Annotated in this window: 20 protein-coding genes and 2 pseudogenes; 9 read left to right on the forward strand and 13 right to left on the reverse strand. The window is 62.6% G+C overall.

Annotated elements, in window-relative coordinates; all coding sequences use genetic code 11:
• Positions 1–97 precede the first annotated feature (97 nt).
• The 4 genes and pseudogenes from ABRP34_RS01465 (at position 98) to ABRP34_RS01480 (ending at position 2,759) form a co-directional block, all read left to right on the forward strand.
• A complete protein-coding gene (locus ABRP34_RS01465; protein WP_353711972.1) occupies positions 98–547 on the forward strand; it encodes a helix-turn-helix domain containing protein in 450 nt (149 codons plus the stop codon).
• Positions 544–1,308 carry an IS3 family transposase gene (locus ABRP34_RS01470; RefSeq protein ID WP_353711973.1) on the forward strand — a complete coding sequence of 255 codons (765 nt, stop codon included), beginning with the start codon at positions 544–546 and terminating at the stop codon, positions 1,306–1,308. Before ABRP34_RS01465 ends, ABRP34_RS01470 begins: the two co-directional genes overlap by 4 nt.
• Before the next feature lie 100 nt (positions 1,309–1,408).
• Positions 1,409–2,518 (forward strand): annotated as a pseudogene (locus ABRP34_RS01475) (IS110 family transposase).
• A gap of 82 nt (positions 2,519–2,600) precedes the next feature.
• Positions 2,601–2,759: an IS3 family transposase gene (locus tag ABRP34_RS01480; RefSeq protein WP_353711974.1), complete on the forward strand. Its 159-nt coding sequence runs from the start codon at positions 2,601–2,603 to the stop codon at positions 2,757–2,759.
• Between the two features lie 253 nt (positions 2,760–3,012).
• Here the strand turns inward: ABRP34_RS01480 and ABRP34_RS01485 are convergent, their stop codons facing one another.
• From ABRP34_RS01485 to ABRP34_RS01495, 3 genes are read right to left on the reverse strand one after another with little or no spacing between them, the layout of a single operon-like run.
• A complete protein-coding gene (locus ABRP34_RS01485) occupies positions 3,013–5,244 on the reverse strand; it encodes an FHA domain-containing protein (protein WP_353711975.1) in 2,232 nt (743 codons plus the stop codon).
• A gap of 45 nt (positions 5,245–5,289) precedes the next feature.
• Positions 5,290–6,897 carry a serine/threonine-protein kinase gene (locus ABRP34_RS01490; RefSeq protein WP_353711976.1) on the reverse strand — a complete coding sequence of 536 codons (1,608 nt, stop codon included), beginning with the start codon at positions 6,895–6,897 and terminating at the stop codon, positions 5,290–5,292.
• Positions 6,898–6,900: 3 nt separating this feature from the next.
• Entirely contained in the window at positions 6,901–7,806 is a 906-nt protein-coding gene (locus ABRP34_RS01495; protein WP_353711977.1) for a zinc ribbon domain-containing protein, read from the reverse strand.
• A 1,399-nt stretch (positions 7,807–9,205) separates the two neighbouring features.
• On the opposite strand from ABRP34_RS01495, the gene ABRP34_RS01500 reads away from it, so the two are divergent.
• Positions 9,206–11,446: a TIR and AAA domain-containing protein gene (locus ABRP34_RS01500; protein ID WP_353711978.1), complete on the forward strand. Its 2,241-nt coding sequence runs from the start codon at positions 9,206–9,208 to the stop codon at positions 11,444–11,446.
• Between the two features lie 345 nt (positions 11,447–11,791).
• On the opposite strand, the gene ABRP34_RS01505 is transcribed toward ABRP34_RS01500, so the two are convergent.
• The 8 genes from ABRP34_RS01505 to ABRP34_RS01540 form a co-directional block, all read right to left on the reverse strand.
• Positions 11,792–12,685, reverse strand: a complete 894-nt coding sequence (locus ABRP34_RS01505; protein WP_353711979.1) for a LamG domain-containing protein — start codon at positions 12,683–12,685, stop codon at positions 11,792–11,794.
• Positions 12,686–13,320: 635 nt separating this feature from the next.
• A complete protein-coding gene (locus ABRP34_RS01510) occupies positions 13,321–14,901 on the reverse strand; it encodes a Na+/H+ antiporter (RefSeq protein WP_353711980.1) in 1,581 nt (526 codons plus the stop codon).
• A gap of 61 nt (positions 14,902–14,962) precedes the next feature.
• Positions 14,963–15,325: a nuclear transport factor 2 family protein gene (locus ABRP34_RS01515; RefSeq protein ID WP_353711981.1), complete on the reverse strand. Its 363-nt coding sequence runs from the start codon at positions 15,323–15,325 to the stop codon at positions 14,963–14,965.
• Positions 15,322–16,350 carry an aldo/keto reductase gene (locus ABRP34_RS01520; protein ID WP_353711982.1) on the reverse strand — a complete coding sequence of 343 codons (1,029 nt, stop codon included), beginning with the start codon at positions 16,348–16,350 and terminating at the stop codon, positions 15,322–15,324. The genes ABRP34_RS01515 and ABRP34_RS01520 overlap by 4 nt, the downstream gene beginning before the upstream one ends.
• A 33-nt stretch (positions 16,351–16,383) precedes the next feature.
• The gene (locus ABRP34_RS01525) at positions 16,384–17,265 is read right to left on the reverse strand and encodes an aldo/keto reductase (protein WP_353711983.1); all 882 of its coding nucleotides are present in this window, start codon (positions 17,263–17,265) and stop codon (positions 16,384–16,386) included.
• Between the two features lie 20 nt (positions 17,266–17,285).
• Positions 17,286–18,317 carry a zinc-dependent alcohol dehydrogenase family protein gene (locus tag ABRP34_RS01530; RefSeq protein ID WP_353711984.1) on the reverse strand — a complete coding sequence of 344 codons (1,032 nt, stop codon included), beginning with the start codon at positions 18,315–18,317 and terminating at the stop codon, positions 17,286–17,288.
• Positions 18,318–18,462: 145 nt separating this feature from the next.
• Positions 18,463–19,458 (reverse strand): aldo/keto reductase, encoded by a 996-nt coding sequence (locus ABRP34_RS01535; protein ID WP_353711985.1) that lies wholly within the window; start codon positions 19,456–19,458, stop codon positions 18,463–18,465.
• Positions 19,459–19,530: 72 nt separating this feature from the next.
• Positions 19,531–20,988, reverse strand: a complete 1,458-nt coding sequence (locus tag ABRP34_RS01540; protein ID WP_353711986.1) for an MFS transporter — start codon at positions 20,986–20,988, stop codon at positions 19,531–19,533.
• Positions 20,989–21,081: 93 nt separating this feature from the next.
• On the opposite strand from ABRP34_RS01540, the gene ABRP34_RS01545 reads away from it, so the two are divergent.
• The 3 genes from ABRP34_RS01545 to ABRP34_RS01555 are packed head-to-tail and all read left to right on the forward strand — an operon-like array spanning position 21,082 to position 23,006.
• Positions 21,082–21,966 (forward strand): helix-turn-helix transcriptional regulator, encoded by an 885-nt coding sequence (locus tag ABRP34_RS01545; protein ID WP_353711987.1) that lies wholly within the window; start codon positions 21,082–21,084, stop codon positions 21,964–21,966.
• A complete protein-coding gene (locus ABRP34_RS01550; protein WP_353711988.1) occupies positions 21,963–22,748 on the forward strand; it encodes an SDR family oxidoreductase in 786 nt (261 codons plus the stop codon). The genes ABRP34_RS01545 and ABRP34_RS01550 overlap by 4 nt, the downstream gene beginning before the upstream one ends.
• Positions 22,749–22,775: 27 nt before the next feature.
• On the forward strand, positions 22,776–23,006 hold the full coding sequence (locus ABRP34_RS01555; protein ID WP_353711989.1) for an aldo/keto reductase: 231 nt from the start codon (positions 22,776–22,778) through the stop codon (positions 23,004–23,006).
• Between the two features lie 301 nt (positions 23,007–23,307).
• On the opposite strand, the gene ABRP34_RS01560 is transcribed toward ABRP34_RS01555, so the two are convergent.
• A complete protein-coding gene (locus ABRP34_RS01560; protein WP_353711990.1) occupies positions 23,308–23,574 on the reverse strand; it encodes a hypothetical protein in 267 nt (88 codons plus the stop codon).
• A gap of 401 nt (positions 23,575–23,975) precedes the next feature.
• Between ABRP34_RS01560 and ABRP34_RS01565 the strand changes: the two genes are divergently transcribed.
• Entirely contained in the window at positions 23,976–24,275 is a 300-nt protein-coding gene (locus ABRP34_RS01565) for an antibiotic biosynthesis monooxygenase family protein (protein ID WP_353711991.1), read from the forward strand.
• A 625-nt stretch (positions 24,276–24,900) separates the two neighbouring features.
• Here the strand turns inward: ABRP34_RS01565 and ABRP34_RS01570 are convergent.
• A pseudogene (locus ABRP34_RS01570) lies at positions 24,901–25,576 on the reverse strand (peroxiredoxin).
• Between the last annotated feature and the right edge of the window lie 7 nt (positions 25,577–25,583).

Here is a 25,583-nt window from a genome sequence, read left to right on the forward strand (position 1 = left end):
TTAACTGCTCCCCGGAAGTTGGACTGAGAAATTCAGTTGCGACTTTTGGGGAGCAGTTTTTATGCGTGCGTGTAGTTCATTGACCGAGGGGCAGCGCGTGGTGGCTGTAGCGTTGTTTGAGAAGGGCATCGGATACACGGCGACCGCCCGGTTGCTGGATGTCTATCGTGTGCCAGTGAAGTCACCGTATAGACGGTGGAGGATTCATGGGCAAGGAATGCTGGTGTCCAGGCCGGTGAAGTCGTACTCGTTCGAGTTCAAGCTGGCCTTGGTTCAGCGGTTCCTCGCGGGCGAGTCGGGCCCGGATCTGGCGGTTGAGGCCGGTTTGGGCTCGCGCGAGCTCCTGCAAAAATGGGTCCGCGCTTATCGTCTTGAGGGTGAGGATGGGTTACGGCCCAAGCCTAAAGGCAGGCCACGGAAGCCCGATTCCCCTCCGCCTGCTGAGCTGTCCGAGGTGGAGCAGTTACGGCGGGAGAACGAGCGGTTGCGGGCAGAAGCGGCCTATCTGGGAAAATTACGGGCCTTGAGGGCTCAAAAACAACGGTGAAGGTCCAGGCCCTCATCGCTCTCAAGGCCGAACTCCGTCTCGACCTGCTCCTCGACGTGGCCGGGTTGGCCCGCTCAACGTTCTTCTATCACCAAGCCCGCCTACAGGTTCCTGATCCGCAAGCGTCCCTCAAAATCACCGTCACGAAGATTTTCAGGAAGAACCACGGCCGGTACGGGCACTGGCGCATCCATGCCGAGTTGCTCAAGCAAGGGTGGACCGTCGCGAAGAAGACCGTGCTGAAACTGATGCGCTTGCTCGGGCTGCTCTGTCAGGTCCGGCGGAGGATACGCTACAACTCCTACCAGGGTGAGCAAAGCACGACCGCGCCGAACCTGCTGAACCAGGAGTTCGACGCCGCTGCCCCGAACCAGAAGTGGGTCACTGACGTGGCGGAGTTCAGTGTCGGAGACCGCAAGCTCTACCTCTCCCCGGTCATGGACCTCTTCGACCGGCAGATCATCTCCCACACCATCGGCACATCCCCGAACCTGGCTCTGACCAACACTTCGTTGCATGAGGCCCTGACCTGCCTGGAACCTGGTCAGCGCCGCTCGTGCATTCAGACAGTGAGACTGTCCTTACCGGTATTCCCGTGGGTCCTTGACACGCACAGTGAGGGACGCGACAGGATGCTGGTGCCGGGTGCCCGCGGGGTTCTTGACTCTCACTCCGATCGACAGCTGTTGTCTTTCCCCGGATCTGTCAGTCCCCAGGGAGTATCCGGTGAGGTGCTACGCCTCGCCGCCGCTGTGACCTAAGGAGAGCCTGCGCCAAGGATGCTCATCACTGTCTTGTCCGCCGGTCGGTCGATGCGCGGGGCCGTTCCCTTGCACACCAGATGAACCGAAGGAAAACGACATGACCAGAACGCCTCGAACCAGCGACCCGGACCAGGCACCGACGCCCGTCTTCGCCGGCGTCGACACGCACAAAGAACTCCACGTCGCCGCCGTCATCGACGCCGGCGAGACAGTGTTGGGCACCAGGAGCTTCCCGACTACACGCACCGGATACCGGGCGATGCTCGCCTGGATCGGCGAGTTCGGTGACCTGGCCCGGATCGGCGTCGAGGGCACCGCGTCCTACGGCGCCGGCCTGACCCGACACCTCGCCAAAGCCGGCGTCATGATCCTGGAGGTCGACCGGCCCGACCGGTCCGACCGCCGCCGCAAAGGCAAGGACGACGATCTCGATGCGATCAATGCAGCCCGCGCCGCACTACAGTGCCGACGCACCAGCATCCCCAAAAGCAAGGACGGCGCCGTCGAAGCCCTGCGTGTGCTGCGCGTCACCCGCGCCCACGCGGTCCGGGAGCGCCGCAGCGCCCCACAGCTCCTTCGGATGTCGATCGTCTCCGCACCAGAGGAACTTCGCGACCAGGTCCGCCACCTGACCCGGATGCAGCTGATTCGCACCCTCGCTGCATGGCGGCCGGACGTGTCAAACGCGACCGATCCCGTCACCGCCTATCGGGTCTCGCGGAAGTCCCTGGGCCGCCGCTACCTTGAACTCACCGACGAGATAACCGATCTGGACGAGCTCATCAACCCCATCGTCGAAGCCCTCGCACCCCAACTACTCGAACGCGTCGGAATCGGCATCGAAGTCGCCGGACAGCTCCTCGTGACGGCCGGTGACAACCCCGACCGGATGAAATCCGAAGCTTCGTTCGCGATGCTCTGCGGCGTTTCACCCCTGCCCGCGTCCTCGGGAATGACACAAGGGCACCGACTCAACCGCGGCGGCGACCGCCAAGCCAACCGCGCCCTGCACCTCGCGGTCATCAGCCGGATCAGGCTCGACCCGTGAACACAGACCTACGTCGCGAAAAAGACCGCCGAGGGACACTCCAAGATGGAGATCATCCGCTGCCTGAAGCGATACCTCGCCCGCGAGGTCTACTTCATCCTCAACCCCGGCCGCCGGCACATCGTCCCGAACACCAGACAACACCGAACTGCCGCTTGACACTTAGGAGAGCATCCAGGGCTTCCCGTACCGCCACTCCTCCTGGCGCACCCTTCTCCAGAACGCCGGCGCAGTCCAATCAATGTCCCGCAAGGGCAACTGCTTCGACAACGCTGTGATGGAGAACTTCTTCGGCCACCTCAAAGAAGAACTCTTCCACCACGTCCGGTTCCTTAGCACTGACGCACTGGAAACAGCGCTGCACGAGTACATCAGCTGGTACAACACCGAACGAATCTAGACAAAGCTCGAGGGCCTGAGCCCGGTGCAATACCCTGCCCAGGCCCTAACGGCCTAGCATCTTATTTAGCCAGTCCAACTATCGGGGACCAGTTCATTTTTTGCGGGAGCGGCCCGCGGTGATCTCCGCCAGGTTTCTCACCGAGCTGGAACGGATCACAAACGCGGACCTGCTGCATGCCCGGCGCAATGTAGGAGCCACCGAACAGGCAGCTGGTGCGAAGCCCGTCGACCATGAGTAGGAGCGTCAACTCTCACTTCCATGAGTTGCCGGATACTGGCCGGTGCAACGCCCAAGCCGCCACCGTGAGGAAGACCAAGGCTTGTAGGCCTAGGAAACTGATGTCGGTGAGCCACTGTACAGCGGTTGGCTCGAACAGCGGATCGAGGAGGGGGGCCGTTTGTTTCTGGAGCCCTACAGTTGCAGCCATCGCTGCATAGCCAAAGCGTGCCGGCATCAGCCAGGACACCTGTTCCAAGCCCGCGCGTCCGGCAATGGCAAAAAGCCCACCGCATAGGAGCAATTGTCCGACGGCTAATGCTACGAGGTAGGGAAGGGTTTGCTTTGTCGAAGTCGTAGCCGCCGAGACGACGAGAGCGGCTATAGTCGTCGTGATTCCAACAGCCGCCACCGCTGCAGCCACCTCTATGTGTCCGTTGCCAAGAACGAGCGCATCGTCCGGACCGGGGAGTCCGAGTAGCGCGACCATGACGAAGGCAGCGCACTGGCATGCCACCAGCAGCCCTAGAACGACCACCTTGCTGAGCAAGTACGCACCCGGCGAAAGACCAGCAGCCCGCTCTCTCCGATAGATTGGCCGTTCCGCAACAAAGTCCCGTGCCGCAAGGGTTGTGCCCATGAGCGTGGCTCCGACGACGAGGACAATCAGCCGCTGCTGAATCTGGTATGGGTTGCCGCTGGCCTCTTGGATGGAGAGTCCCGCCCTGCCAGGAAAAGCATGTGCCACCAACGCCAGCAGCAGCGGCATGCCCGTGAGAAGTATGACAAATAGTCGATCCGCCGCAACAGCCCATGCGTTGCGGCGCACGAGGGTCCATAACTGCCGCAGTGGAGCGGCGCGTGGTGGGGGAGGTGAATCACCCGCCGGGAGTGAAACGGATCCGTGAGTGGTGCGTCCTAGGTAAGCGCTGCGGGCGGGCGAACGGGCATACAGGCTCGCCCACGTCTTGTGTTTCAGTGCCGCGAAGGCCTCTGCGTAGTTGTCTACCGCGAAGAACCGGAGCATCTCTCCAGGCGGTCCGAAGAACGCCACTCGACCCTCCTGGGTCAGGACAAGTACACGGTCGCATACGTTCAGGGCAGGGACGCTGTGGGTGGCGACAAGCACAACGCGGCCGGCGTCGGCCAGTGAACGCAGGCTGCCCATGACTTGCTTGTCGTTTACAGGATCGAGTCCGGAGGTGGGCTCATCTAGGAATAGCAACTGAGGGGCGGTGAGCAACTCTAAGGCAATGGACGCGCCTTTGCGCTGGCTCCCGGACAGACGGTCGATCCGTTGGTTCTTCTGCTTTGTCAAATCCATCTCTGCCAGGACCTGATCAACCCGTGTTTCCAGCTCTTTTTCACTCGTGTCCGGCGGTAGGCGCAGCCGGGCCGCAAAATGTAGGGCACGCCGGACCGTAAGTTGGCTGTGAAGGATGTCCACTTGCGGCACCAGTCCCACGAGAAACCGCATTCGCTCGTACTCGGCGTATAAATCTCGACCGTTCCACATCACGTGGCCGCGGGAGGCATGTTGCAGTCCGGTCAGCGCGGCTAGAAGTGCGGATTTTGCTCCCCCGACGGGCCCGATAATGGCCATTAGCGTGCCCGCGGGTGCGCTCATAGACACATCGTCGAGTAGAAGGTTTCCCGCTCTCGTGGTGACTTCCAGATGGCGGGCGCTGAAAACGGGACGCTGCGGCGGGGGCTGCGCAATGTCCACGCCATTCCAGGCAAGGCTGCTGGAACCCAGCCCGATTTGGTCACCGACGTGAAGTGTCGCTTCACCATGGACACGATCGCCATTTACGAAAGTCCCGTTGAAGCTGCCTTCATCGCGTAGAACTATTTGTTCACCGATCGCTATTGTGGCGTGGCGGCGCGACACCAGCGGGTCATTGACTACGATGTCAGACGATCTCGAGCGACCGACGCTGAGTACACGCTGCCCTCGCTGTTTTCGAGGCGATTCTGAGCTGAGAAGAAGTTCCGGGCCGTCCAGCGAGCCAAGGCGCAGTACCAGACCCTCCGAAGGGAGCGACATGGGCCGGTCAAGGGCCTGCTCGGCGCCGACAACCCAAGTACCGTTTCGGCTGCTCTGGTCAGCCACCCACCAAGCGCCGGCGCTGTGCCATATCCGCACCTGCCTGTGACTCACCCGTTCGTCATCAAGGCGTACATCGGCAAGGGCGCCCCTGCCTACTTCGACGGTCCGTGCGGGCGGGAAGCTCCAGTTGTGCCCCTGATAGCGTACGTAGAGCATAGGCCCGTTCACGGATGGAGTCTGGGGCATCGTCATGACCATGCCTCACTTGGGTTGACGAAGGGAATTCGCGACCTCGTCAAAAACCCGGACATTCTCCTCGAAGAGCCGTGACGGCGCGAAAAACACAAGGAGTTGGCTCGGATCGGTCTCCAAGGCGCAGACACGCACCTGTAGGGTAACGGTGGACGACAGGGGAAGTATGCCGTCCATGCGCCGGGCCTTTACCTCCCCGAAGGTGAGGGGACCGCGGTCCGTCAACTTGGCGGCCTGGCCGGGAAGAAGTGCCTCAACGGCATCGATCCTTGCGGCTGGCAGCACGTTACTTACGGGGGGAGACCGATGATAAATGGCCAGTCCTACGACGCTTGCCGGCTCCAGGTCGACGATTCGGGCGGTGGCGGCCATCGCCTCCGGCTCGTCAGCGAATAGCGCTGTGATATCTGCGGCAGATAAAACGCTCACTGTACTTTCACCCCTCTCGCGGATGTGGTGTGTCCAGCTCTTAGGGATTTCGAGCGTATAGGGTACGCCCTCGCTACGGAACAGTACCCGCTCGTTGGTGGCGGACATCTGCGGAAGAACTAAACTGGCTCCGAAGATCAGGAACAACGCCGCCACCAGAGCCATCGGTATCCAGGCTTTCCCCTTCAGGAGGGCCATCGCGGCATGCCAAGACCCACCCGGCGGTCGACCGTGTTGGACGGGTGTGGCGCGTAACGGACTTACGGCGTCGTAGTTTGCATCCTCCGGTGCGGAGCCGGCAGCGACGCCGGGGGAATCAACCGGAGGCGGGTTCGCCAGACTTGGTGGCGTCATCATGCCTATGAGGGCCCCGCACGAGGCAGGCCTGTCCTCTCGACGTTTGGCCATACCAGCTTGGATGACTAGACCGATCTCGGAAGGCACCTCCGGACGTTCCGCGCAGAGGAACGGCGGCTCTTCGGTCATATGAGCCCACAGTTGGGCCGAGTCGTCATCATGGTCAAAAGGCGGGTGACCCGTCAGCAGCGTGTACGCGACGCACGCGAGGGCGTATACGTCCGCTCTGCCGTCAACGTATTCGCCACGAATCTGCTCGGGCGCCACATAATCCAAGGTGCCAAGGAAGTGGCCGGCGGTCGTCACGCCCGTCGCGGAAGTAGTGCGCTTCGTGAGGCCGAAGTCGGTTAAGTAGACGTGTCGGTGGACATCCGCGCGGTCCTCGGAAAGCAAGATGTTGCCTGGTTTGACGTCCCGGTGCACTAGCCCTGCCGCATGTGCGGCATCGAGGGCGGACGCCGTGTCTCCGAGAATGCGAATTACTTCGGCCAGTGGGAGTGCGCCCCGCGCTTCCAGTTCCGCCCTGACGTCCGTACCGCGAACGTAGCGCATGGCGATATACAACAACCCCGATGATTCTCCTGCGCCGTAAATCGGCAAAATGTTAGGGTGATCCACAGAGGCGGCCAACCGAGATTCTCGGACGAAGCGCTGGCGGAACTTGTCATTTGCCGCGAATTCCGGTGCCAATAGCTTCAACGCAACAGGGCGGTTCAGTTGGACGTCGAATGCCCTGTATACGACGCCCATCCCGCCTCGGGCGATCATTGACTCGATCTGGTAACCGGCCAGCACTGTCCCTGGATCGAGGTAGTTGGGCGTGAAACCCATGGCCTAACCGATCCGTCGGCCACAACTGACGCAGAATCGCCATTCCGGCTCTAGCTGCCGTCCACATTGGAAACAAAAGGCCGGGACTTCGCCGACGGCACGAGGTGCAAGCGGACCTGCCAAGCGGGTTTCATCCGCGTCAAACTTCATGCTTGGCTCCGTGTTGGGAATAAGCCTTGAAGTCGGCGGGGTAACAGGGCTAGCCGGCGCCTGCATGTGTGCTGGCATGTGATGCTCTCCTGCGTCTGTTCGAATAGAGTCGGACCTACCCCGGGTGATTCGCTCCGCCTTGCCTGTTGCAGCCTTCGTGAGCTCGGTTCGCTCCACACTCGCCCGAGAGTGGTTGCCGGCTGACGTGGCCGCCGCAAGGGGTACGGATGCTGGAGGATCATGGGCCGTGGGCGTGCTGACGACGGCTGACGATGCAGCGGAGGAAGCAGTTCGGCGGCGCAGCACCAGGGCACCCAACACAATCGTCAAAAGCAGGGCACCGGCAAGGATGGGCAGCGTCTGCACCGGCCACAGCGATGGTGTTTTCTTGTCCTCCGACGCTTGTGCCTGATCTGTTGAGGCGTCTTTTGCTCCCAACGCGCGGGCTTGCGCGAGCCGGTTTGCCGCCAACGCCGAATCGAAATAGGTCAGAGACTCCTCGAGAGCGCTTTCCGCTGATCCGCCCTGGTTGCCTGCCGAGAGATGATCAATGCCCCGACGGAATACGGCGTCGAACCTTGAAGGTGACAGCTTAAGCCCTGCTTTTTCCACAGCGGACCGAATGCCAGCGGCAGTGATGAGTGTGGCTTTTCCGTCCGGCTGGCGTGAACCTGCGAGTCCAAGTATCTGCCCGGTCACCCGGTCGACCACCGCACCACCGGCCAGACCGCCACCCTGTGGCAGGGCTGCGTTAGTCATCGACCTTATGCGCGCGCCCGTCGCGTCCACCCTAACGGGAAGCTCAGCTGGAGCCACCTTAGGGCTCGGCCGCTGAGTGAAGCCCATCAGGACAGCATCTGTTTTGGAGGTTGAAGCCGCAGCGATTGGGGCGGTTGGTGCTGCACCACCTCCGCTTATGCGTAGGAGGGCTACGTCGTCAGGCTTGGTTGGGCGGTTAAGGAGTTCCGCGACGACGTCTGCCGGTTTGGAGGTGTACGTACGCACATGGTACTGCGCGACGCTGAAGAGGACGCAGTGTGTTACCTGGTCATAGCAGTGCTGGAGATGTGGTTTCCAGTAGGGGTCTGGGGTTGAGCCGCGTTGGGCGACGTTCCCGTTGTTACCCACGATTGGCACGTGCATTTTTGATGCAAATAGTTCATTTGCCGCGTAGACAGCAACGGCTGGCTCGTTCCCGGCAAGACTTTCCCAGGTAGTCGCTACTATCCCATCAGCAGAGAGCAGGATGCCGGTGGCGGACTTCAGCGGCACCACTGACCTGCCCCGGCGTATTTCCACTTCTCCGGTTGTGTGGTCAATGTGCGCTATCTCTGCCACTGCTATGTGCTCGATCCGGACTAGGGCTGCTTTGGCTCCCTCCAGTCCGCTCCGCAAAGATGCCGTTGGGGATGGGGCGGGTGTGGTCGCTCCCGTGAGGCTGGCCGCGATGACGACGGCGGTCAACACTTTTAGCACCGAAGTGAGCGAATGCTCAGCGGACCGTCTGTTGACAAATTTTCTGTTGGAGACCTGAGCTCCCATGGTGCCCACCCCGTTCCATTGGCCGTCGACTTCCCGGACCGCGTGGTGAGACCTATATGGAGGAAACTATATAGGGGCGAGGCTAGCACGAGCTCCGGCGGCTCGGGAAGATGTTAAAGGGGATAGGCAAAGTTCTGCGTGCCCGGAGGCCTCTGAGCCGCAGAACTTGTGCAATTTCCTCGTAGGCGCCGCGCCTCAGTCGGCGGAATCGGGCGATAGGCGCGCCCAACAGGCAAAGTTGTGGCCAGGCAAGCGGTGACCGATCTGAACCAGCCGTTGAGCCCGCTGGGTGCCGGCTCTCGCCTACCTCGTCATTGTGGGTATTTGTGCGCGGGTGCAGCATTGACAGCATGGGAAGACTTCGTTCCCTCGACTATAAGGGGTGCTCCATTGGAGCTGCTTCGGGGCGACCCCATCGCTTGCTGCGAAACCTGACTCGGTTCCGCAGCACCGTACGTTTCTTACGGCCACACTTTGGCTCGATTGCCGGGCCTTATGTGGGTGCCACTTCTAGAGCAGGCCAAGGCCTGTTCGGTGCCGAACGCTGAATTGGGGTGACCATATGTCACGCGTGTTCCTAAGTCATTCGAGTCGCGACACACTTCAGGCAATCGCATTGAAACGTTGGCTCGCCGAGCAGGACCCCAGCCTCGAGGGTGAGATCTTTTTGGATTTCGATCCTGTCACCGGAATCCAGCCCGGCGAGCGGTGGAAGGAAGCACTCCGCCGCTCCAATGCGCGGTGCGAGGCAGTGATCTGCCTGCTCTCGCGAGAATGGGAAGCGTCGGCTGAATGCAGAACCGAGTTCCGCACCGCGGAGTCCCTCAACAAACTGATTCTGTGTGCGCGGCTGGAACCTCTCACGGAACGGGGGATCACGGGCGAATGGCAGCGATGCGACCTTTTCGGTGAGGGCGCAAGCACCCAGATTCCGGTTGACGGCATGAATGGTTTCGTCTCGTTTCAGAACGACGGCCTCCAACGGTTGTACAGGGGGATTCGCAAGGCAGGAATCGGAGCTGAGCATTTCGTATGGCCTCCTGCGAATGATCCGGACCGGGCACCCTACCGAGGATGGCAACCGCTGGAGGAATGTGATGCGGCGGTGTTCTTTGGACGCGACGGACAGCTCGTGAGGAGCTTAGATGAGTTGCGTGGTATGCGCGGTTCCGGCGCTCAGTCTCTGTTTATGATTTTAGGCCCTTCCGGCTCCGGAAAGTCGTCGTTTTTGCGAGCAGGCTTACTACCCCGGCTAAGGCGGGACGACCGTCATTTCGCCGTGTTGGATATCGTACGCCCTGAGCGCAATGCACTGACCGGGGAGCGGGGTTTCGCCCATTCTCTTCATGCTCTTCGCAGCGGTCTGGGACTGGATCGACCGGTGCTTGCGGAAATCAAGAATGCCTGCCTTGCGGTCGACGCGGAAAGGCTCCTGTCGTGGTTGGAAGAGGCGAGAGAGGCGGCAGCATCGCGGCTACCGGTGGAGATGTCAGCGACGCCGAAACCAACGCTGGTTTTGCCGTTGGATCAGGCGGAGGAACTTTTCGGTGTCGACGCGGGACCACAAGCAAGCCAGTTCCTACGGCTCCTAGGCCGGCTACTGCGACGCACTCGGAACGGGGCGGCCCCCGGGCTCATTGTGGCAGGCACTATCCGGGCCGACCGGTACGAAATGATGCAGACTGCTCCAGAGTTGGCAGACCTAGGCACACGGGTTTTTGCCGAGCTCAGGCCTATGCCCATTGCCCAGTTCAAGGAGGTTATCCTTGGACCTGCCGCACGGTCTACGGCGGCAGGACGACCCGTGCGGGTGCAGCCTGAACTAGTTGAGCGGCTACTGGCCGAGTCCGCCGAGGGCGCGGACACCCTTCCGCTGCTCTCATTGACCCTTGCCCGGCTATACGCCGACTTTGAGGGCGCCGGCGAGCTAACCGTGAACGGATACAAGGCTATTGGCGGCATGAGTAGCGTTGTGCAGACCGAAATCGACGCGATTCTCGCCCGTGACCCCATCGAGCGGCAGGTCCAGCTTGAGCACCTGCACTCGGCATTTGTTCCATGGCTGGCAACCATCAACCCAGACAATGATCAGCCCATGCGCCGGGTGGCGAATCTGTCCGATATTCCGACGCAGGCCCGCGGGCTGATTGATACGTTCGTCGCCAGACGCTTGCTGATTAAAGACGTACGTGGGGGCGAGATAGTCGTTGAGGTGGCGCTGGAGAGTTTGCTGCGCCAGTGGAAGGAGTTGGCCTACTGGTTGGCAGCCGAACGGGAGGACTTGAAGGAGGCAGACAACCTTGAACGCGCGGCAGCGGCGTGGGAGAGCAGCAGTCGTGCCCACGCCTGGCTACTGGAGGGCGCCCGCCTGACCGGTGCAGAGTCGCTGGCCTCGAAGCCCGCCTTCAGGAACCGCCTAAAGAATGTCCGGACTTTCCTGATCGCCTCCAGACGGCGGGAGAACGATCGAATCGTCGCAACGAAACAAGCCGAACTCAAGGCCGCGAGGGACAAGCAGGAAGCAGCAGAGAGGCAGGCCGCGGAAGTGCGGAAACAGGCTCGAGCGCTTCGAACACTGCTGGCCGCCGTGACCCTCATAGCAGTCGTTGCGATCATCGGTTTCGTGCAAGCGTCGATTACCGCAGGAGACGCCGCTGCCGGAACCTGCCAGGCAAGCTCGCTGCCGCCTGCATCAGAGGGTTGGACAGTAGCGGGGGAAGGCAGGATCAACGGCGCAATGGGTGGTGTGCAACATGTCTCTAACCTGCAGGTGCCGACAGAAGCCGTAGACGATGCACTGACCAAACGCCAGAGCGTCGTTAGCCGCGCTACCTTCGGTCCGACAGCCGCCGGATAGTGCTCATCGATTCAGCTGCGGATAACATTAATGTTGCTCCTTGGGACTTTGCGGTCGCTTATGAACAGGGTCATTTTGATTAAGCGATCTCATGGGTGCATGGTGCCTTTGAGTGAACAGTGGGACTTCCGTGCCAGCTGGATATGAAAGCGTAGTCCTGTATCCCTGAGGCCAGCCACAACTCAACCAAAACCTCCGGAGTGATGAAACCGGGTTCCTGGCCAAACATCATGCGTGATGGTGGACCGTAGCCGAGCCCGAGCATTAGTGAAGCGTGACGAGAAGTTCCCACACGTTTTCCTGCCGACGGAGACCGCATGAATGACAATCGACAAAGCTTGTGCTCTACTTCTTGGTCATGACTGCGTAGTGCAGATGGATGCGTTCTCCTGGTAGCTCCTTGCCGTACACAGCTACTTTTCCTATGGCACCTTTGAAGAAGGAGTTGAAGTCGCGGGTGCCAACGCGGAAAGGTGCATTGCCGCGATGAGGAATGATGCGCGTGCCCCGGTAAACCAGATGGTCCTGTTTCTCCAAGCTGCCGTTCCTGTAGATCTTGGTGTAACCGTTCGGATACCCAAGGCTCACATTGGCATTTATCACAAAGACATAGTGAATCCATTCCCCTGCTGGGACTTCCTTTTGGAAGTACGAGCCCGCTCCCTTGCCGCCGACGGCGTTGAATAGATAGCCGGAGATGCGGTTGGCGCGCTCCTCGGTGTTGCCGGTGGAGTACATTCTTGACGCGTATTCATGGTTGTTCGGTTCGCCCTTGCCCATCCAGTGCACATAGCCTGTGCCTTCCCTATGCGGAAACCTCAGCGTGTCCGGTCGCATCCAGGCTTCGATAGTAAATACCCCGGTGGTAGCCGGGCTTAGGGCGCTGTGATCTTTGACTTGCATGTATTGGGAGCTGCCATTGAAGGCGGTTGCCGTATCTCCATTTGGCAGCGTGGCGGCTCGCGGGTGCCCCACGTACTTGCCTATATGGCCGTGGCCTGATGCGTCCATTTCGACCCCTGACTTAGGGTGGTCCATGGCCCAAAAGGCAGACGGCCTATCGTCCAGAACTGTCGTGTTGTATGAGGTCCTGGCCCACGGCTGTCGCCACCCTTCGGCTGCCTCTGCGTTTTGGGCTGAAGCTGAGCCGATGATGGGCAATGCAATTGCGGTACGTAACGCCATCCTGCGCGAGAGAATGGCCGATGAATTCTTATTTGGTTGATCCTGCTTAGACATGTTGTTCACTCCGATTGAGTTTGGCATTGGTTTAGTGCAATGGTGCAGCTAACGTCGGTCATGGTTCCTGCCCGACTGAGGGGGTGCCGCGCACTCTTGGACACCGCTATCGGCAAGGGGCTTCATATTGGGGCTGGGCTTCAGTTCTCGTTTCCTTTTGTGTAGCCCGCACTCCTTAGTCTGCGACCGCCAAAGCCCCACGGCTTCAGTGCCAGCACGGTGGGACGGCGCGGATCGTTGTACGAGGGACCACTAACTACGGCGTCTCAACGCTGAAGAGTTTTAGAAGGCTTCCCGCAGCGTTCGTTGTGGGCCGCGGCAGACGGACATGTAGCCGACCTTGACCCCGTCCCCAGTGACCCCTGGATAGCTCGGCTGCCCGTTCTGGAGTGAGGCGTTTCGTGCGGGGACGGTAGGAGCCGGGCTGGTTAGGCCGGTGCAATGCCTTCCTGTTCCTCGGGCACTACCGTGCTGGAACGGTGGTGCCCAAATCCAACGCGGACGCAACCTCGAGTTACCGGGTTGAGGGAATCCGGAACCGCGGGAGGCGCCGCTTAGGACATATGAAAGAACGGCGCTGACAGCTTTGGCTGGTTTGTCATGGTGATCCTTCCTTCGGTTGGAGACTTGTGGTGCTATTCGTACGTTTCGACGCCGGTGAGACGTTGTTCCTCAACGTCGAGCCGGGTTTGGATTCGGCGCGCGACGGTGTCGTCGACGGTTCCGGCGAGGCGGAGCGCAAGCAGCACTTCACGCTTTCTTTCGAGCAGGGCGTGACGGAGCTTCTTTTCTTCTTCGCGGGACTGGGTGGTGGCGTCCGGATCAGAACCATCGTGCAGTGCCTGTATTGCTGAATGGTGCGTTCGGTGGTCGTCTGCGACGCGGCCTTGGACCTCTGGTGCGATTCCAAGCTTGTTGGCGAGTTCGTCAACGGCTTTGACGGCTGCTGAGGAGATAGCGAGCTCCGCGAGGCGCAGTTCTTCGTCCTCGGGCTCATCGGGCAGCCGGGCCCAGCGGACGACTGCGGGAAGCAGCGGCCCCTGGACAAGCATGGTCAGCACGATCACGCCGGCACTGATGAAGATGATGTCGTCGCGGCCGGGGAGAGGACTGCCATCGCTGACTATCGTTGGCACGGACAGGGCGATCGCCAGGGACACCGCACCGCGGAAACCGGCAAAAGAGCTGACGACGCGTGCACGGTATGTCATTCTGCGCTTGCGCTGGGATGGGCGGCGATCCAGAAGCCGGATGAGCGAGACGCTCACGGTCTGGAACACGAACCGGATCACGATGAGCGTCACCCATACGGCGACTGTTGACGCCAGAAGCCGGCCCACATTAGCGGGGTCAATCTCGTGGGCCGCGGCCTGGACCTGGAGGCCGATGAGAACGAACAGGGCACCGTTGAGCAGGTAGGAACCCAGAGGCCACGCGGATTCCGTCTGGCGCCGCGATGCCGCTGTGCTGATACGGCTCGCCGTGAAGGAGATGATCAGTCCGGCCGCGACGACGGCCAGCACGCCTGAGGCTCCAATAGCCTCGGCGAGCAAGAAAGCAGCGAACGGGGTGATCAACAGGGCGATGTTGATGATAAGCGGGTCCTTGATCCGGACCAGGAGCAGATACGCCGCCCCGGCGACCAGCACACCGGCTGCCGCCCCTCCGGCGTAGGAGACAGCAAACAACCCGGCAATATCGACAGGGGTGTAACTGCCACCCAGAGTCAGGCCCACGGCAATGGCGTACAGCACCATGGCCGTGCCGTCATTTGTCAGGCTCTCGGCCTTGAGCAGCATGAAATTCCGCCGCGGAAGCATCCGTCCGAGAGCCGCTACGGCGGTCGCATCCGGTGGAGCGAGGGCTGCCCCGAGGATAAGAGCTGAGTTCGAGGGCAAACCCAGAAAATGCGCAACACCAGCGGCGGTGAGGGCGGAGGCCACGACCAGCAGGGTGCTCATGATCAGAATGCCGCGCAGGTCCCGACGGATGGAGCGGAGCGAGGTGGTGAGGCTTTCCCAGAACAGCATGACCGGCAGGAAGATCAGCAGCACCGTCTCCGGTGGCAGCTCGACCTGCCGCAGTTGGGGTACAAAGCCCAGGAGTAGGCCCAAGACCAGCAGCAGCAAGGGGACGGCGATGCGGAGCCGCGGAGCCAAGACGGCACCGGCAAGCACTGTTACGCCCAAGAGCACGACGGTCTCCAAGCCCTCCATCAGGCCCTCCTCACTTTTCTGTTGCTTCGGTGCAGCGCACCGTCGTTGCTGTGATGGGTGGTTACCAGGTTGACGCGATCGTTCGTGCGACGACCCATTCGGTGCCCCGCGGCTCGAGCCAGGAACGCAGCGTCAACCGCCACGTAGCCCTCGACCCCCAAATGGTGGCGTCAGTGAGAGTGCGGACGGTCAGCCCCGGAGCGGTCCCCACCGGGCTTAAGCTTGCCTCCACCGTCTCCATCCGGTGGTACTGCATGTGACCCGATGCGATGGCGTCCAACCACTCAGCCTTGGACTGCACGTACCCGGTCATGTGCGTGAGGGTGAATCCGTCGGCCAGAATGTCGTCCAGGGTGTCGATGTCCCCGGCAACCATCGCTTCACACATGGTGTCGTAAGGGGCACCCATGACCTTCTCTTTCATGGTTGTTGCCGGCGCAGTGCCCGGGGTGTGAGTTCAGTTGCCCCGTAGCTGTTGTCGTCAGGGTTGACAGTGACGCCGGGGGCAACGAGCTTGTCGATTCTGTCCAGCACTTCCGGAGACAGGGTGACCTCGGCGGCCGGGAGGTAGGATTCCAGCTGTTCCATGGTGCGCGGGCCGACGATGGCGGAGGTGACGCCAGGGTGGTTGATCACGAAGGCGATGGCCATTTCGATCAGTGACAGGCCGGCCTCTTCAGCCAGGAGGGCCAAGTCCTCCACGATGTCGAGCTTGCGCTGGTTGGCCGGGCTGGTCATATCGAAACGGACACTCGGGCGCGCCGAAGAAGCTGGCGCAGAAGCCGAATCCTTCCGCCACCGGCCGGAGAGCCAGCCGCCGGAAAGGGGGCTGTAGGTCAGGGTGCCCATGCCGTGGCGCTGAGCCGTGGGCAGGATGTCCTCTTCGATGCCGCGCACCAGGATGGAGTAGGGAGGCTGCTCGGTGACGAACCGCTCCAGGTTCCTGTCCCGGGAGGCCCACTGGGCCTCGACGATCTGGGAGCCGGAGTAGGACGAGGATCCGATGTAGCGGACGTTGCCCTGCCGGACCAGGTCGGTGAGGGCACCGAGGGTTTCCTCCACGTCCGTATCGGGGCTGGGCCGGTGCACCTGGTAGAGGTCGAGGTAGTCCGTTCCCAGCCGGCGGAGGGAGTCCTCCACTGCGCGCATGATCCAGCGCCGGGACCCGCCACGCTGGTTGGGATCGTCCTCGTTCATGGGCATGAAGAACTTGGTGGCGAGGAAGACGTCGTCGCGGCGTCCCTGCAGCGCCTCCCCGACGATCTCCTCAGAGGCCCCGCCGGAGTAGACGTCTGCCGTGTCGACGAAGTTGATCCCGGCGTCCAGGGCGCGGTGGATGATGCGGGTGGAGTCGGCGCGGTCGTTGTTGCCCCAGGGGCCGAACATCATCGCGCCGAGGCACAGCGGGCTGACCTTCACGCCGGTGCGGCCAAGTGGGCGGTATTCCATGCTGGTTTCCTTCTGTCTGCTGTTCTGACGTGTTTAGGTTTCGGGGATGGCCCGGTCAAACCACTGGTCGCGGAAGACGTCTGGGTCCGGGCCGTTACGAACCCCTGTGTCCAGCCTGTCAATGGCCTCGAGCTCGCCGTTCGACAGTTCGAAGTCGAAGACGGCGAAGTTCTCGGCAATCCGTGCAGGGTTGGTGGATTTCGGGATGGCGGAGCGGCCCTGCTGCAGGTGCCAGCGCAACATGATCTGTGCAGGTGTCTTGCCGTGCGCCTCGGCGATCGCGGCGATGGCGGGGTCTTGCATGACGTTCTTCCGGTCCACTCCCCAGCCGGGGTAGAAGGTGATGCCGCCGATCGGGGACCAGGCCTGCGTGAGAATGTGGTGCTCCACATCTGCTGCCTGAACGTCCGGCTGGGCGAAGTACGGGTGAAGCTCAACCTGGGTCACGGCAGGGACAACGTCGGTTTCGGCGATCAGCTGCTTGAGGTGGTTCGGCATAAAGTTGCTGACACCGATCGCCCGCACACGCCCGTCAGCGAGCAGGGTCTCCAGCGCCTTGTATGCGCCGATGGTCTTCTCGAAGCGGCTCGGCACCGGCTCGTGCAGGATCAGCAGGTCCAGGTAGTTAACGCGGAGCTTGCCTGCTGCCTTCTCCCAGGCGTGCAGCGTCTCGTCGTAGCCGTAGTCGCTGACCCAGACCTTGGTCTCAATGAACACGTCGGACCGGTCCAGGCCGGAACGCCGGATTCCCTCGCCGACTTCACGTTCGTTGCCGTAGGCAGCGGCAGTGTCAATGTGCCGGTAACCGGCAGCCAGGGCGGCCTCAACGGCGGACGTTGTTTCTTCGGGCGGGCTTTGGAACACGCCGAGGCCGAGGGCCGGCATCGTGATTCCGTTGTTGAGTGTGATGTCCATGAGGTTCGGCTCCCTTCGTGTTAGGGGCGGACGAGCACTTTGAGTGCTTCGCGGTCTGCCATGGCCTTGTACCCGGCCGTGACCTCGTCCAGGCCGATGGTGCGGTCAAAGACCTTGCCGGGTTCGATGGTGCCATCGAGCACAAGAGGCAGCAGCTCCTCTATGTAGGCCTTGGCCGGTGCGACGCCGCCGGTGAGGGTGATGTTGCGCATGAACTCACTGAATCCGAGAGGAACATCGGAGAACTGTGGCGCACCCACGCGGCTGATGATGCCGCCGTCGCGGACGACCCCTATCGCCATTTCGAGTGCAGGTTTCAGGCCTACGGCTTCGAGCACGGCGTGGGTTCCGTCGCCGTTGGTGAGCTCCCGGACCGTGGTGATGCCTTCCTCGCCACGTTCGGCGACGACATCCGTGGCGCCAAATTCCCGGCCAAGGTCGGTCCGGGCCTGGTGGCGGCCCATGAGGATGATGCGCGAGGCACCCATGAGTTTGGCGGAGAGGACCGCGGACAGGCCGACGGCGCCGTCGCCGATCACGGTGACAGTTTGGCCGGGCTGGATGCCGGCCTTCTTGGCCGCGTGATACCCGGTGGACATGACATCGGAGAGACTCAGCAGGGACGGAATCAGCGTCTCGTCAAACCCGGCGGGGACGACGACGAGCGTGCCGGACGCCTGCGGGACCCGGGCGAATTCGCCTTGGCCGCCGTCATCGTGCCCGCCCCAGTGGGCGCCGTTGCGGCAGGAGGTCTGCAGTCCTTCCTTGCAGAAATCGCAGGTGCCGTCGGAGGCGACAAATGGTGCGATAACGAAATCGCCCACGGACAGTCCGGTCACATCGGGACCGAGCTCTTCGATGATGCCCACGAACTCATGACCCATCCGGGCGCCATCGGCGGTTTCGGGTTTGGAGCCGTAGGGCCAGAGGTCGCTGCCGCAGATGCAGCCGGCGACGATGCGCACGATCGCGTCGGTGGGCTCCTGGATGGTGGGATTGGGAACGGTTTCGACGCGCACGTCGCCGGCGCCGTACATGAGTGTTGCTCGCACAGTGGGTTCCTTACGTGATTGATAGCCGGTGTTCAGTCAACACCGGGGAGGGGCTGCCTGGGAGTGCCTGTCAGTACCTCTTAGGTACTGACAGGCACTCTGGCCCTGGGTTGTGTGAGGGGCCGAGGTCAACAGTCGGACGTGGTTAGCGGTCCCGGTCGATCGCTGCATCCAGACCTGCGGAGAGGGGTGCACCGATGAGGTCGAGTGCGGCCAGGGCCTCGTCGATCCGCTGCAGGTCGTTCTCGTTGAGTTCGAGGTCGGCTGCTGGGAGGTTGTCGTCAAGGTGGGGCAGGCGGGTGCCGCCTGGGATCGGTACGATCCACGGCTTCTGGGCCAGGAGCCAGGCGAGAGCCAGTTGCGCCGGCGAGGTGCCTTTCTCGGCCCCGAAGTCCTTCAGGAAGTCCACGAGGGCGAAGTTCGCCTCAAGTGCCTCGGGAGTGAATCGCGGGAAGTCCGCCCGGAGATCATTAGGGTTGTCGAACTTCATGTCGCGGGTAATGCCGCCGGTGAGGAAGCCCTGTCCGAGCGGTCCCCAGGCGACCAGTCCGATTCCGAGTTCTTCGCAGACGCCGAACTTTGTGGTTTCCGGTTCCCGCATCCACAGTGAGTAGTGGTCTTGGATGACGGCGACCGGTTGGACGGCGTGCGCGCGGCGGATAGTGGTTTCGCTGGCCTCGGAGAGGCCGAAGTGGCGGACCTTGCCTTCGGTGATGAGTTCCTTGACGGTGCCTGCGACGTCCTCGATCGGGACGGCGGGATCGACCCGGTGCTGGTACAGCACGTCGATGTGGTCGGTGCGCAGGCGGCGCAGTGATGCCTCAACGACGTCCCGGATGTGGTCGGGGCGGCTGTTGAGCCCCACCGTTTCACCATCGGCATTGATATCGAATCCGAACTTGGTGGCAACCAGCACCTCATCGCGGATGGGCTGCAGTGCCTCGCCCACGAGCTCTTCGTTGACGTAGGGGCCGTAGCCCTCAGCGGTGTCGAACAGGGTGACTCCGCGTTCGGCGGCAGACCGAATAACGGCCAAGGCCTCTGCCCGGTCTGTAGCGGGACCCAGGCCAAAGCTCAGGCCCATGCAGCCGAGGCCGATAGCCGATGTCTCAAGGCCGTCGCCGAGCTCACGTGTCTTCATAACAAATTTTCCTTTGTGTCGTTGGTGGAAGGGAGATGGGACACTTGCTGGGAAAGGCCAGGTGCCGGCCGTTTAGCGCGTTTGCGCCAGGGCTGCCGGCGCGGTCGGTGGGGTCACGAGGGTCCTGCGGGAGGCCAGGTCTGCGGGCAGGATGAGGGCTGTGGTCACAACCAGGGACAGGAACAGAAGGACGCTGCCGGTGGTGAGGGCCGCGCTGACCTGCGCGGCCAGGTGCCCGGCGGCCGGTCCTCCGGAGGGGACAGTGGCTGCGGCCGCGACGGCGATGCCCAGTCCCAGGCAGGTGCCCACCTGGTGGAACGTGTTCACCAGGCCGGAGGCGGCCCCGGCTTCGGCGGCGGGGGCACCGATGATGCCGAATGAGGTCAGCGGGGCGAAGGCAAACCCCTGGCCGGCGCCGATGAGGACCATCGGCAGGGCGACCCCGGTCCAGTAGCTGGCGTCAGCTCCGGCGCGGCTGAGCCAGAACATTCCGGTGAGGGTGATCAGGATGCCGGCCAGCAGGGCAACCGAGCCCGGCATGCGCCTGACAAGTGGCGGGATGCTCATGGCGACGGCGAAGTTCACTGCGGTCATGGGCAGGAAGCCGAGACCGGCCTGCAGGGGGTTGAAGCCGAGGACTTCCTGCATGAACTGCGTGGTGAAGAAAAAGAAACCGATCATGGCACCCAGGTAGAGGAAGCGTGCAACATAGGCGCCGGTGCGGCGCCGGCTGGTGAACAGCGTCAGCGGCATGATCGGCTGGCTGGCCTTGCGTTCGATCAGCACGAACACGATCAAAAGAACGACGCCGGCGATCACCGCCTTGAGGGCACCCGTGTCCCATCCGGCTTCGGCGGTGCGGATGATGCCGAGGACGAGCGCACCCACGCCCAGGGTGGCGCTGAGCGCACCGAGGACATCGAAGCGGCCGCGGGCTCGTCCGGTTTCGGGGAGGAACCGGGGAGCAAGGGCAATCATCAAAGCTCCGATCGGAACGTTGACGAAGAACCCCGCCCGCCATGAGATCCAGTGGGCTAGGGCGCCGCCGATGACCAGCCCGAGGCTGGCGCCGATCCCGGCCGTGGCGCCGTACAGGGATACGGCCCGGGTGCGGTCACGGCCTTCCGGGAAGCTTGCTGTCAGCAGGGACAACGACGCAGGAGCCACGATGGCAGCCCCGATTCCCTGGACTGCGCGGCCTGCGATCGCCCACCATTCTGCCGGCGCCAACCCGATCAGGAGTGACGCGAGCGAGAAAATCACCAGCCCGAACACGAACACTCGCCGCCGGCCCAGCAGGTCCCCGGCGCGGGCGCCGAGGAGGAGGAGGAGGCCGCCGAAGACGAGTGTGTAGGCGTCCTGAACCCAGGTCAGTTCGCTGGTAGTGAGCTGCAGGTCGTTCTGGAGGCTGGGCAGGGCGGTGAAGATGACCGAGTTGTCCAGCAGGATCATGAAGTAGCTGGCGAGGATGATTGCCAGGATCGCTGCCGGGTGCGCAGGGGTGGTCGGAGCCGGTTTCATGTCTCCCATGCAACCGTGATTTCCAAGGGCCCGGGAGTCACTGGTGTTCAGGGTAATGCCAGTGCCTCCCTCGCCCCGAAGTGCGCGCGTAGCGTGGATGTCATGACACACAGCGACGATGTGCGGAAGTTTCTGAGTTCCCGCCGTTCCAGGATCACGCCCGAGGAGGCCGGCCTTCCCGCGTACGGTGGAAACCGGCGGGTGGCGGGCCTGCGCCGAGAGGAAGTGGCCATGCTCGCCGGCGTGAGTATCGACTACTACATCCGCCTTGAGCGCGGAAACCTCTCCGGCGCATCGGACAGCGTCTTGGAAGCACTGGCACGTGCCCTCAAGCTCGACGACGCCGAGACCGCTCACCTTTTCGACCTGGCGCGCGCTGCCACAGCCGCCCCCCGGGTACGGCGCAAGCGCAGCCCGCAGACAGTGCGGCCCAGTGTGCAGCGGGTCATCGACTCGATAACGACCGCGCCCGCCTGGGTCCGCAACGACCGCGGCGATGTCCTAGCCTCAAATGATCTGGGCCGGGCCCTGTATCTGGACATGATGACCGACACCAGCGCCGCTCCGCCGAACAGCGCACGTTTCACTTTCCTGAACCCCAAAGCACAGGAATTCTTCATGGACTGGGAGCGGGCCGCTGACGACGTGGTCGCTGTCCTGCGGTCCGCCGCCGGAAAGAACCCCTACGACAAAGACCTCTCGGACCTGGTCGGCGAACTCTCGACCCGCAGCGAGGAGTTCCGAATCCGCTGGGCACGGCACGACGTCAAACACCACCGCACCGGCCGCAAACGCCTCCACCACCCCATCGTCGGAGACCTGGACCTCACCTACGAGGCACTTGAGCTGCCCGCTGACCCGGGGCTGCGGATCAACATCTACACCGCTGAACCCGGCACCCCGTCCGAGGACGCCCTGAAAGTCCTCGCCAGCTGGGCAGCCACAGAACGCCAAGGGGCTCAGGCACCCGTCAAGGAGAACACATGAACAACCGCCCCTCTACCGTCCTGATTGCCGGCGCTACCGGCAGTATCGGCCGCCACGCTGTCAACGAGGCGCTCCGCCAGGGATACGCCGTTCGTGCACTCGTTCGCGACCGTGCCCGCGCCGCCCGCATGCTCCCCAACTCTGTCGAGCTCGTCGTCGGGGACCTCACGCGCCCCGAAACCCTTGCCCCCGCTGTCGAGGGAATGGACGCCGTCGTCCTCACCCACGGTTCAACCACGAGTGAACGCGACGTGCGGGACAACGACTACGCCGGCGTCGCAAACGTTCTCCAGGCCCTGAAAGGCCGCAGTGTGCGCATTGTGCTCATGACGGCCATCGGTGTCACCCGGCCGGGCATGCCGTACACGCAGTGGAAGTTGCGCAGCGAGCGGCTGGTCAGGGCCAGCGGCCATCCCTACACGATTGTCAGGCCGGGCTGGTTCGACTACAACCAGGCCGACCAGCGCAGGATTCTAATGCTTCAAGGCGACCACCGGCAAAGCGGCACGCCCGCCGACGGCGTCATCGCCCGTGACCAGATCGCCAGAGTCCTCATCGACAGCCTCTCCGCTGAGGGCGCCAATCGCAAGACCCTCGAGCTTGTTGCAGACCACGGCCCCGAACAGGAAGACCTCACGGCCTTCTTTGAGTCCTTGACGGCGGACACTGAGGGATCACTTGACGCAGCCAAAGACACCGTGAACCTCCCGGCAGCCAATGAACCAGAACGGTTTCGGCAGGACCTGGCCTCCGTCTCGGCGGCAAACGCCAGAAGCGTTTAGCAGCCACAGGCACCAAGAAGCGTATTTATGCAGAAACGTTCGTTGGGCCGGACAGGGCTGGAGGTCTCACCCATCGCGATCGGCGGGGCGGCATTCACCTGCGTTCACGAGGCCACCGGCTGGAACCCCCTCAGCAAGGAAGGGGCAGACGTGGTCGTCGACACCCTGAACGCCTGTCTCGACTCCGGGATTAGCTACATCGATACGGCACAAGCCTACGGCGACGGCTACGGTGAGACTCTCATCGGCCGGGTGTGAAGGAACGCCGCGACGATTGCGTACTCGCCAGCAAACGCCTGGTTTCATCTGGATGCAGCCGGGCATGGAGGAAAGTGTCACGGCAGCCTTGCACGCCTGCAAACCGACCATATTTTTATGAGCCCGCCTGAGGCAGCGGGCGACTAAGCCACATGATTCTGCCGGCGGGGCGTCAGAGAACAAGTGGAAACTCGGCCCATCACGCCAAGTTCTCCATTGTCAGGCGGTTTCGACGTCAGGTTTGGGTGTACTTCAGACTGACGTCATCGCCGTGCCTCTCAGGCTGAACTTCCACAGCTATCTACCCCTGGTCAAAGCCGCGAGGACGCCGGTGATAAGAAGCCTTACGCCATCCTGAGAGCTGGCGAGGGCAGAGCTGGCTTAGTGCGGTTATCGGGCTATTCGGCGCCATAAACCTGGGCAGGTGCGCCGCGATCTTGCCATGAGTCAGGCCCTTGGCCGAAATGGGATCATCAGGTCGTCCGACAGTGGTCAGCCGGCGCTGCTGCTTGGCCACGATCCGCGGCTCGAACGACGCGTCGCGGTCCCTGGACACAGAGATCTCCACCGTTGAGGTCCTTCTTCTGCTGGCCTCACGGGCGCGAGGGGCTGTTCCCCGACGACTTCGGCGCTACCTCGTTCTCTTCTGAACTCGATCAAGGGCTTCCCTCGATGCTGACCAACATTGAGGGCGGAGGATGAGCCTTGCCCCGCCTAAAAGGGAGCGACAAAAGCCTCGCTGCACGGGGGCAGCGAGGCGGTCCCCGGCCCGGCGCCGTCTCAATGTTGTCTGTGCCGTGCTCCGCGACGGCACGATCTACATGCCAAGATCGGCAGCTGCCTGATTAAGGGTTCAGAACCGCTCTGCCGACGACGCCCACCTGTTGCTGCCAACGCAAACCGAGGAACGCCTGGGGAACGGTCGCGACCTACGGTTAAGCGAGAAAGCTGAAAGGAGGTGAGACCAAAATGGCAGACCATTATGCCTCCGGAACCTGGCAGGTGAAGCAGGGCTGCGATCAGGAATTCATAGTCCGGTGGACGGAGTTCCTTCAGTGGTCCCGGGCGAACTACCCGTCGATCGTGGTGGCGAACCTCATCCGTGACAGACGTGTCCCCGGTCACTATGTTTCGTTCGCGGAGTGGACCGACGAGGCGTCCCGGGACGCGTGGAAACAAAATCCAGAGTTCTCGACCCATTTCGATGCCTGCTTTGCGCTGTGCGAGCATATGAGCGGTGCTGATTTCGACCGGGTAGCGACGGTGTAACGCACCGGCTTTACTACTCGGCGACCTGCGGTTCTGAGTCCTCGCCCACCCGCCCGGAGGTACCCTGTGGCGGCCGGCTTCGGTCGGCGATCAGGTTGCCCGGCGCGTGGCAGCGAGAGCCATCGCGCCGAGCTGCTCGAACACAATTGCCGCATCGTCCAGCAGGTACCGCTCAGCCGGCCCGCCCACGCCGGCCAATGCGGCCTGCACCAACCGGCAGCGGGCGGACCAGAAAGCCTGAAGGACCTTTTTCGTAGAGGTGCGCCGCGGATAGGAATCTTTCGCGCGTCCAGCCCGCGTCCGTGTGGGTCGGCGCCAGCGAACCGCGGCGGACTCGGCTATGGCAGTCCACGCCGATCTTTGGGCCAAACTTTGAAAGGACTGGGAAACCCGCTCGGTCGCCTGGGCGAATACGATTGCGTCAGCCCGGTCGCCGAGCGCAGCAAACGCTTCGGCCGCCATCGGATACAGCAGGGCGGTGCAGCTCGAGGGCGGTGCAGCTCGGTCGGACATTCGCCGTAGCGCGCCGCCATCGTGCGCCGCCGCAGGGTCCACTTCGGCATGCGACGGGCTAGCCGAAGCAGGCTGGTTCAGGGTTATGTCAAGTGTCCGCTCTCATGCTCGATCACACCGGCTGTGGGACGATACGAATGTACGGCTTGGGCTCCTTCCAATCGCCAAAGATTTCGCGGGCCTCGCTGTTCGGGACGGAGCCGGCGATGATGACGTCCTCGCCTTGCTTCCAGTTGACCGGCGTCGCCACCCGGTGCTTCGCGGTGAGCTGAAGCGAGTCGAGGACGCGAAGCACTTCGTCGAAGTTGCGTCCGGTCGTCATGGGGTAGACGAGGATCAGCTTGATCTTCTTGTCAGGCGCAATTACGAACACGTTGCGGACAGTCTGGTTGTCCGCGGGCGTGCGGCTCTTGGCGTCCCCGGACATGGCTGCCGTGAGCATGCCGTAAAGCTTCGCCACGCTGCAGTCGTCGTCGCCGATCACGGGATAAGTCGCCGATCACGGGATAATTGGGGCGGGCCCCCTGCGTCTCCTCGATATCGGCGGCCCACCGCTCGTGATCAGCTGTCGAGTCCACGGACAAGCCGATGATCTTGACTCCGCGTCGGTCGAACTCGGGCTTGATCTTGGCCATGTAGCCGAGCTCGGTCGTGCAGACCGGGGTGAAGTCCTTCGGGTGCGAGAACAGCACTCCCCATGCGTCTCCGAGCCAGTCATGGAAACGGATATCGCCGGCGGTCGTCTTGGCGGAGAAATCGGGTGCGATCTCACCGAGTTGCAGTCCCATCATGTCC

The organism is Arthrobacter sp. K5, assembly GCF_040448525.1.
Classification (GTDB): Bacteria; Actinomycetota; Actinomycetes; order Actinomycetales; family Micrococcaceae; genus Arthrobacter; species Arthrobacter globiformis.

Bases quoted from the DNA above. Each gene is read 5' to 3' on its own strand.
- ABRP34_RS01480 (WP_353711974.1), top strand. From the start codon at position 2,601: ATGTCCCGCAAGGGCAACTGCTTCGACAACGCTGTGATGGAGAACTTC.
- ABRP34_RS01485 (WP_353711975.1), bottom strand. From the start codon at position 5,244: ATGCTCTACGTACGCTATCAGGGGCACAACTGGAGCTTCCCGCCCGCA.
- ABRP34_RS01490 (WP_353711976.1), bottom strand. From the start codon at position 6,897: ATGGGTTTCACGCCCAACTACCTCGATCCAGGGACAGTGCTGGCCGGT.
- ABRP34_RS01495 (WP_353711977.1), bottom strand. From the start codon at position 7,806: ATGACTAACGCAGCCCTGCCACAGGGTGGCGGTCTGGCCGGTGGTGCG.
- ABRP34_RS01505 (WP_353711979.1), bottom strand. From the start codon at position 12,685: ATGTCTAAGCAGGATCAACCAAATAAGAATTCATCGGCCATTCTCTCG.
- ABRP34_RS01510 (WP_353711980.1), bottom strand. From the start codon at position 14,901: ATGGAGGGCTTGGAGACCGTCGTGCTCTTGGGCGTAACAGTGCTTGCC.
- ABRP34_RS01515 (WP_353711981.1), bottom strand. From the start codon at position 15,325: ATGAAAGAGAAGGTCATGGGTGCCCCTTACGACACCATGTGTGAAGCG.
- ABRP34_RS01520 (WP_353711982.1), bottom strand. From the start codon at position 16,350: ATGGAATACCGCCCACTTGGCCGCACCGGCGTGAAGGTCAGCCCGCTG.
- ABRP34_RS01525 (WP_353711983.1), bottom strand. From the start codon at position 17,265: ATGGACATCACACTCAACAACGGAATCACGATGCCGGCCCTCGGCCTC.
- ABRP34_RS01535 (WP_353711985.1), bottom strand. From the start codon at position 19,458: ATGAAGACACGTGAGCTCGGCGACGGCCTTGAGACATCGGCTATCGGC.
- ABRP34_RS01540 (WP_353711986.1), bottom strand. From the start codon at position 20,988: ATGGGAGACATGAAACCGGCTCCGACCACCCCTGCGCACCCGGCAGCG.
- ABRP34_RS01545 (WP_353711987.1), top strand. From the start codon at position 21,082: ATGACACACAGCGACGATGTGCGGAAGTTTCTGAGTTCCCGCCGTTCC.
- ABRP34_RS01550 (WP_353711988.1), top strand. From the start codon at position 21,963: ATGAACAACCGCCCCTCTACCGTCCTGATTGCCGGCGCTACCGGCAGT.
- ABRP34_RS01555 (WP_353711989.1), top strand. From the start codon at position 22,776: ATGCAGAAACGTTCGTTGGGCCGGACAGGGCTGGAGGTCTCACCCATC.
- ABRP34_RS01565 (WP_353711991.1), top strand. From the start codon at position 23,976: ATGGCAGACCATTATGCCTCCGGAACCTGGCAGGTGAAGCAGGGCTGC.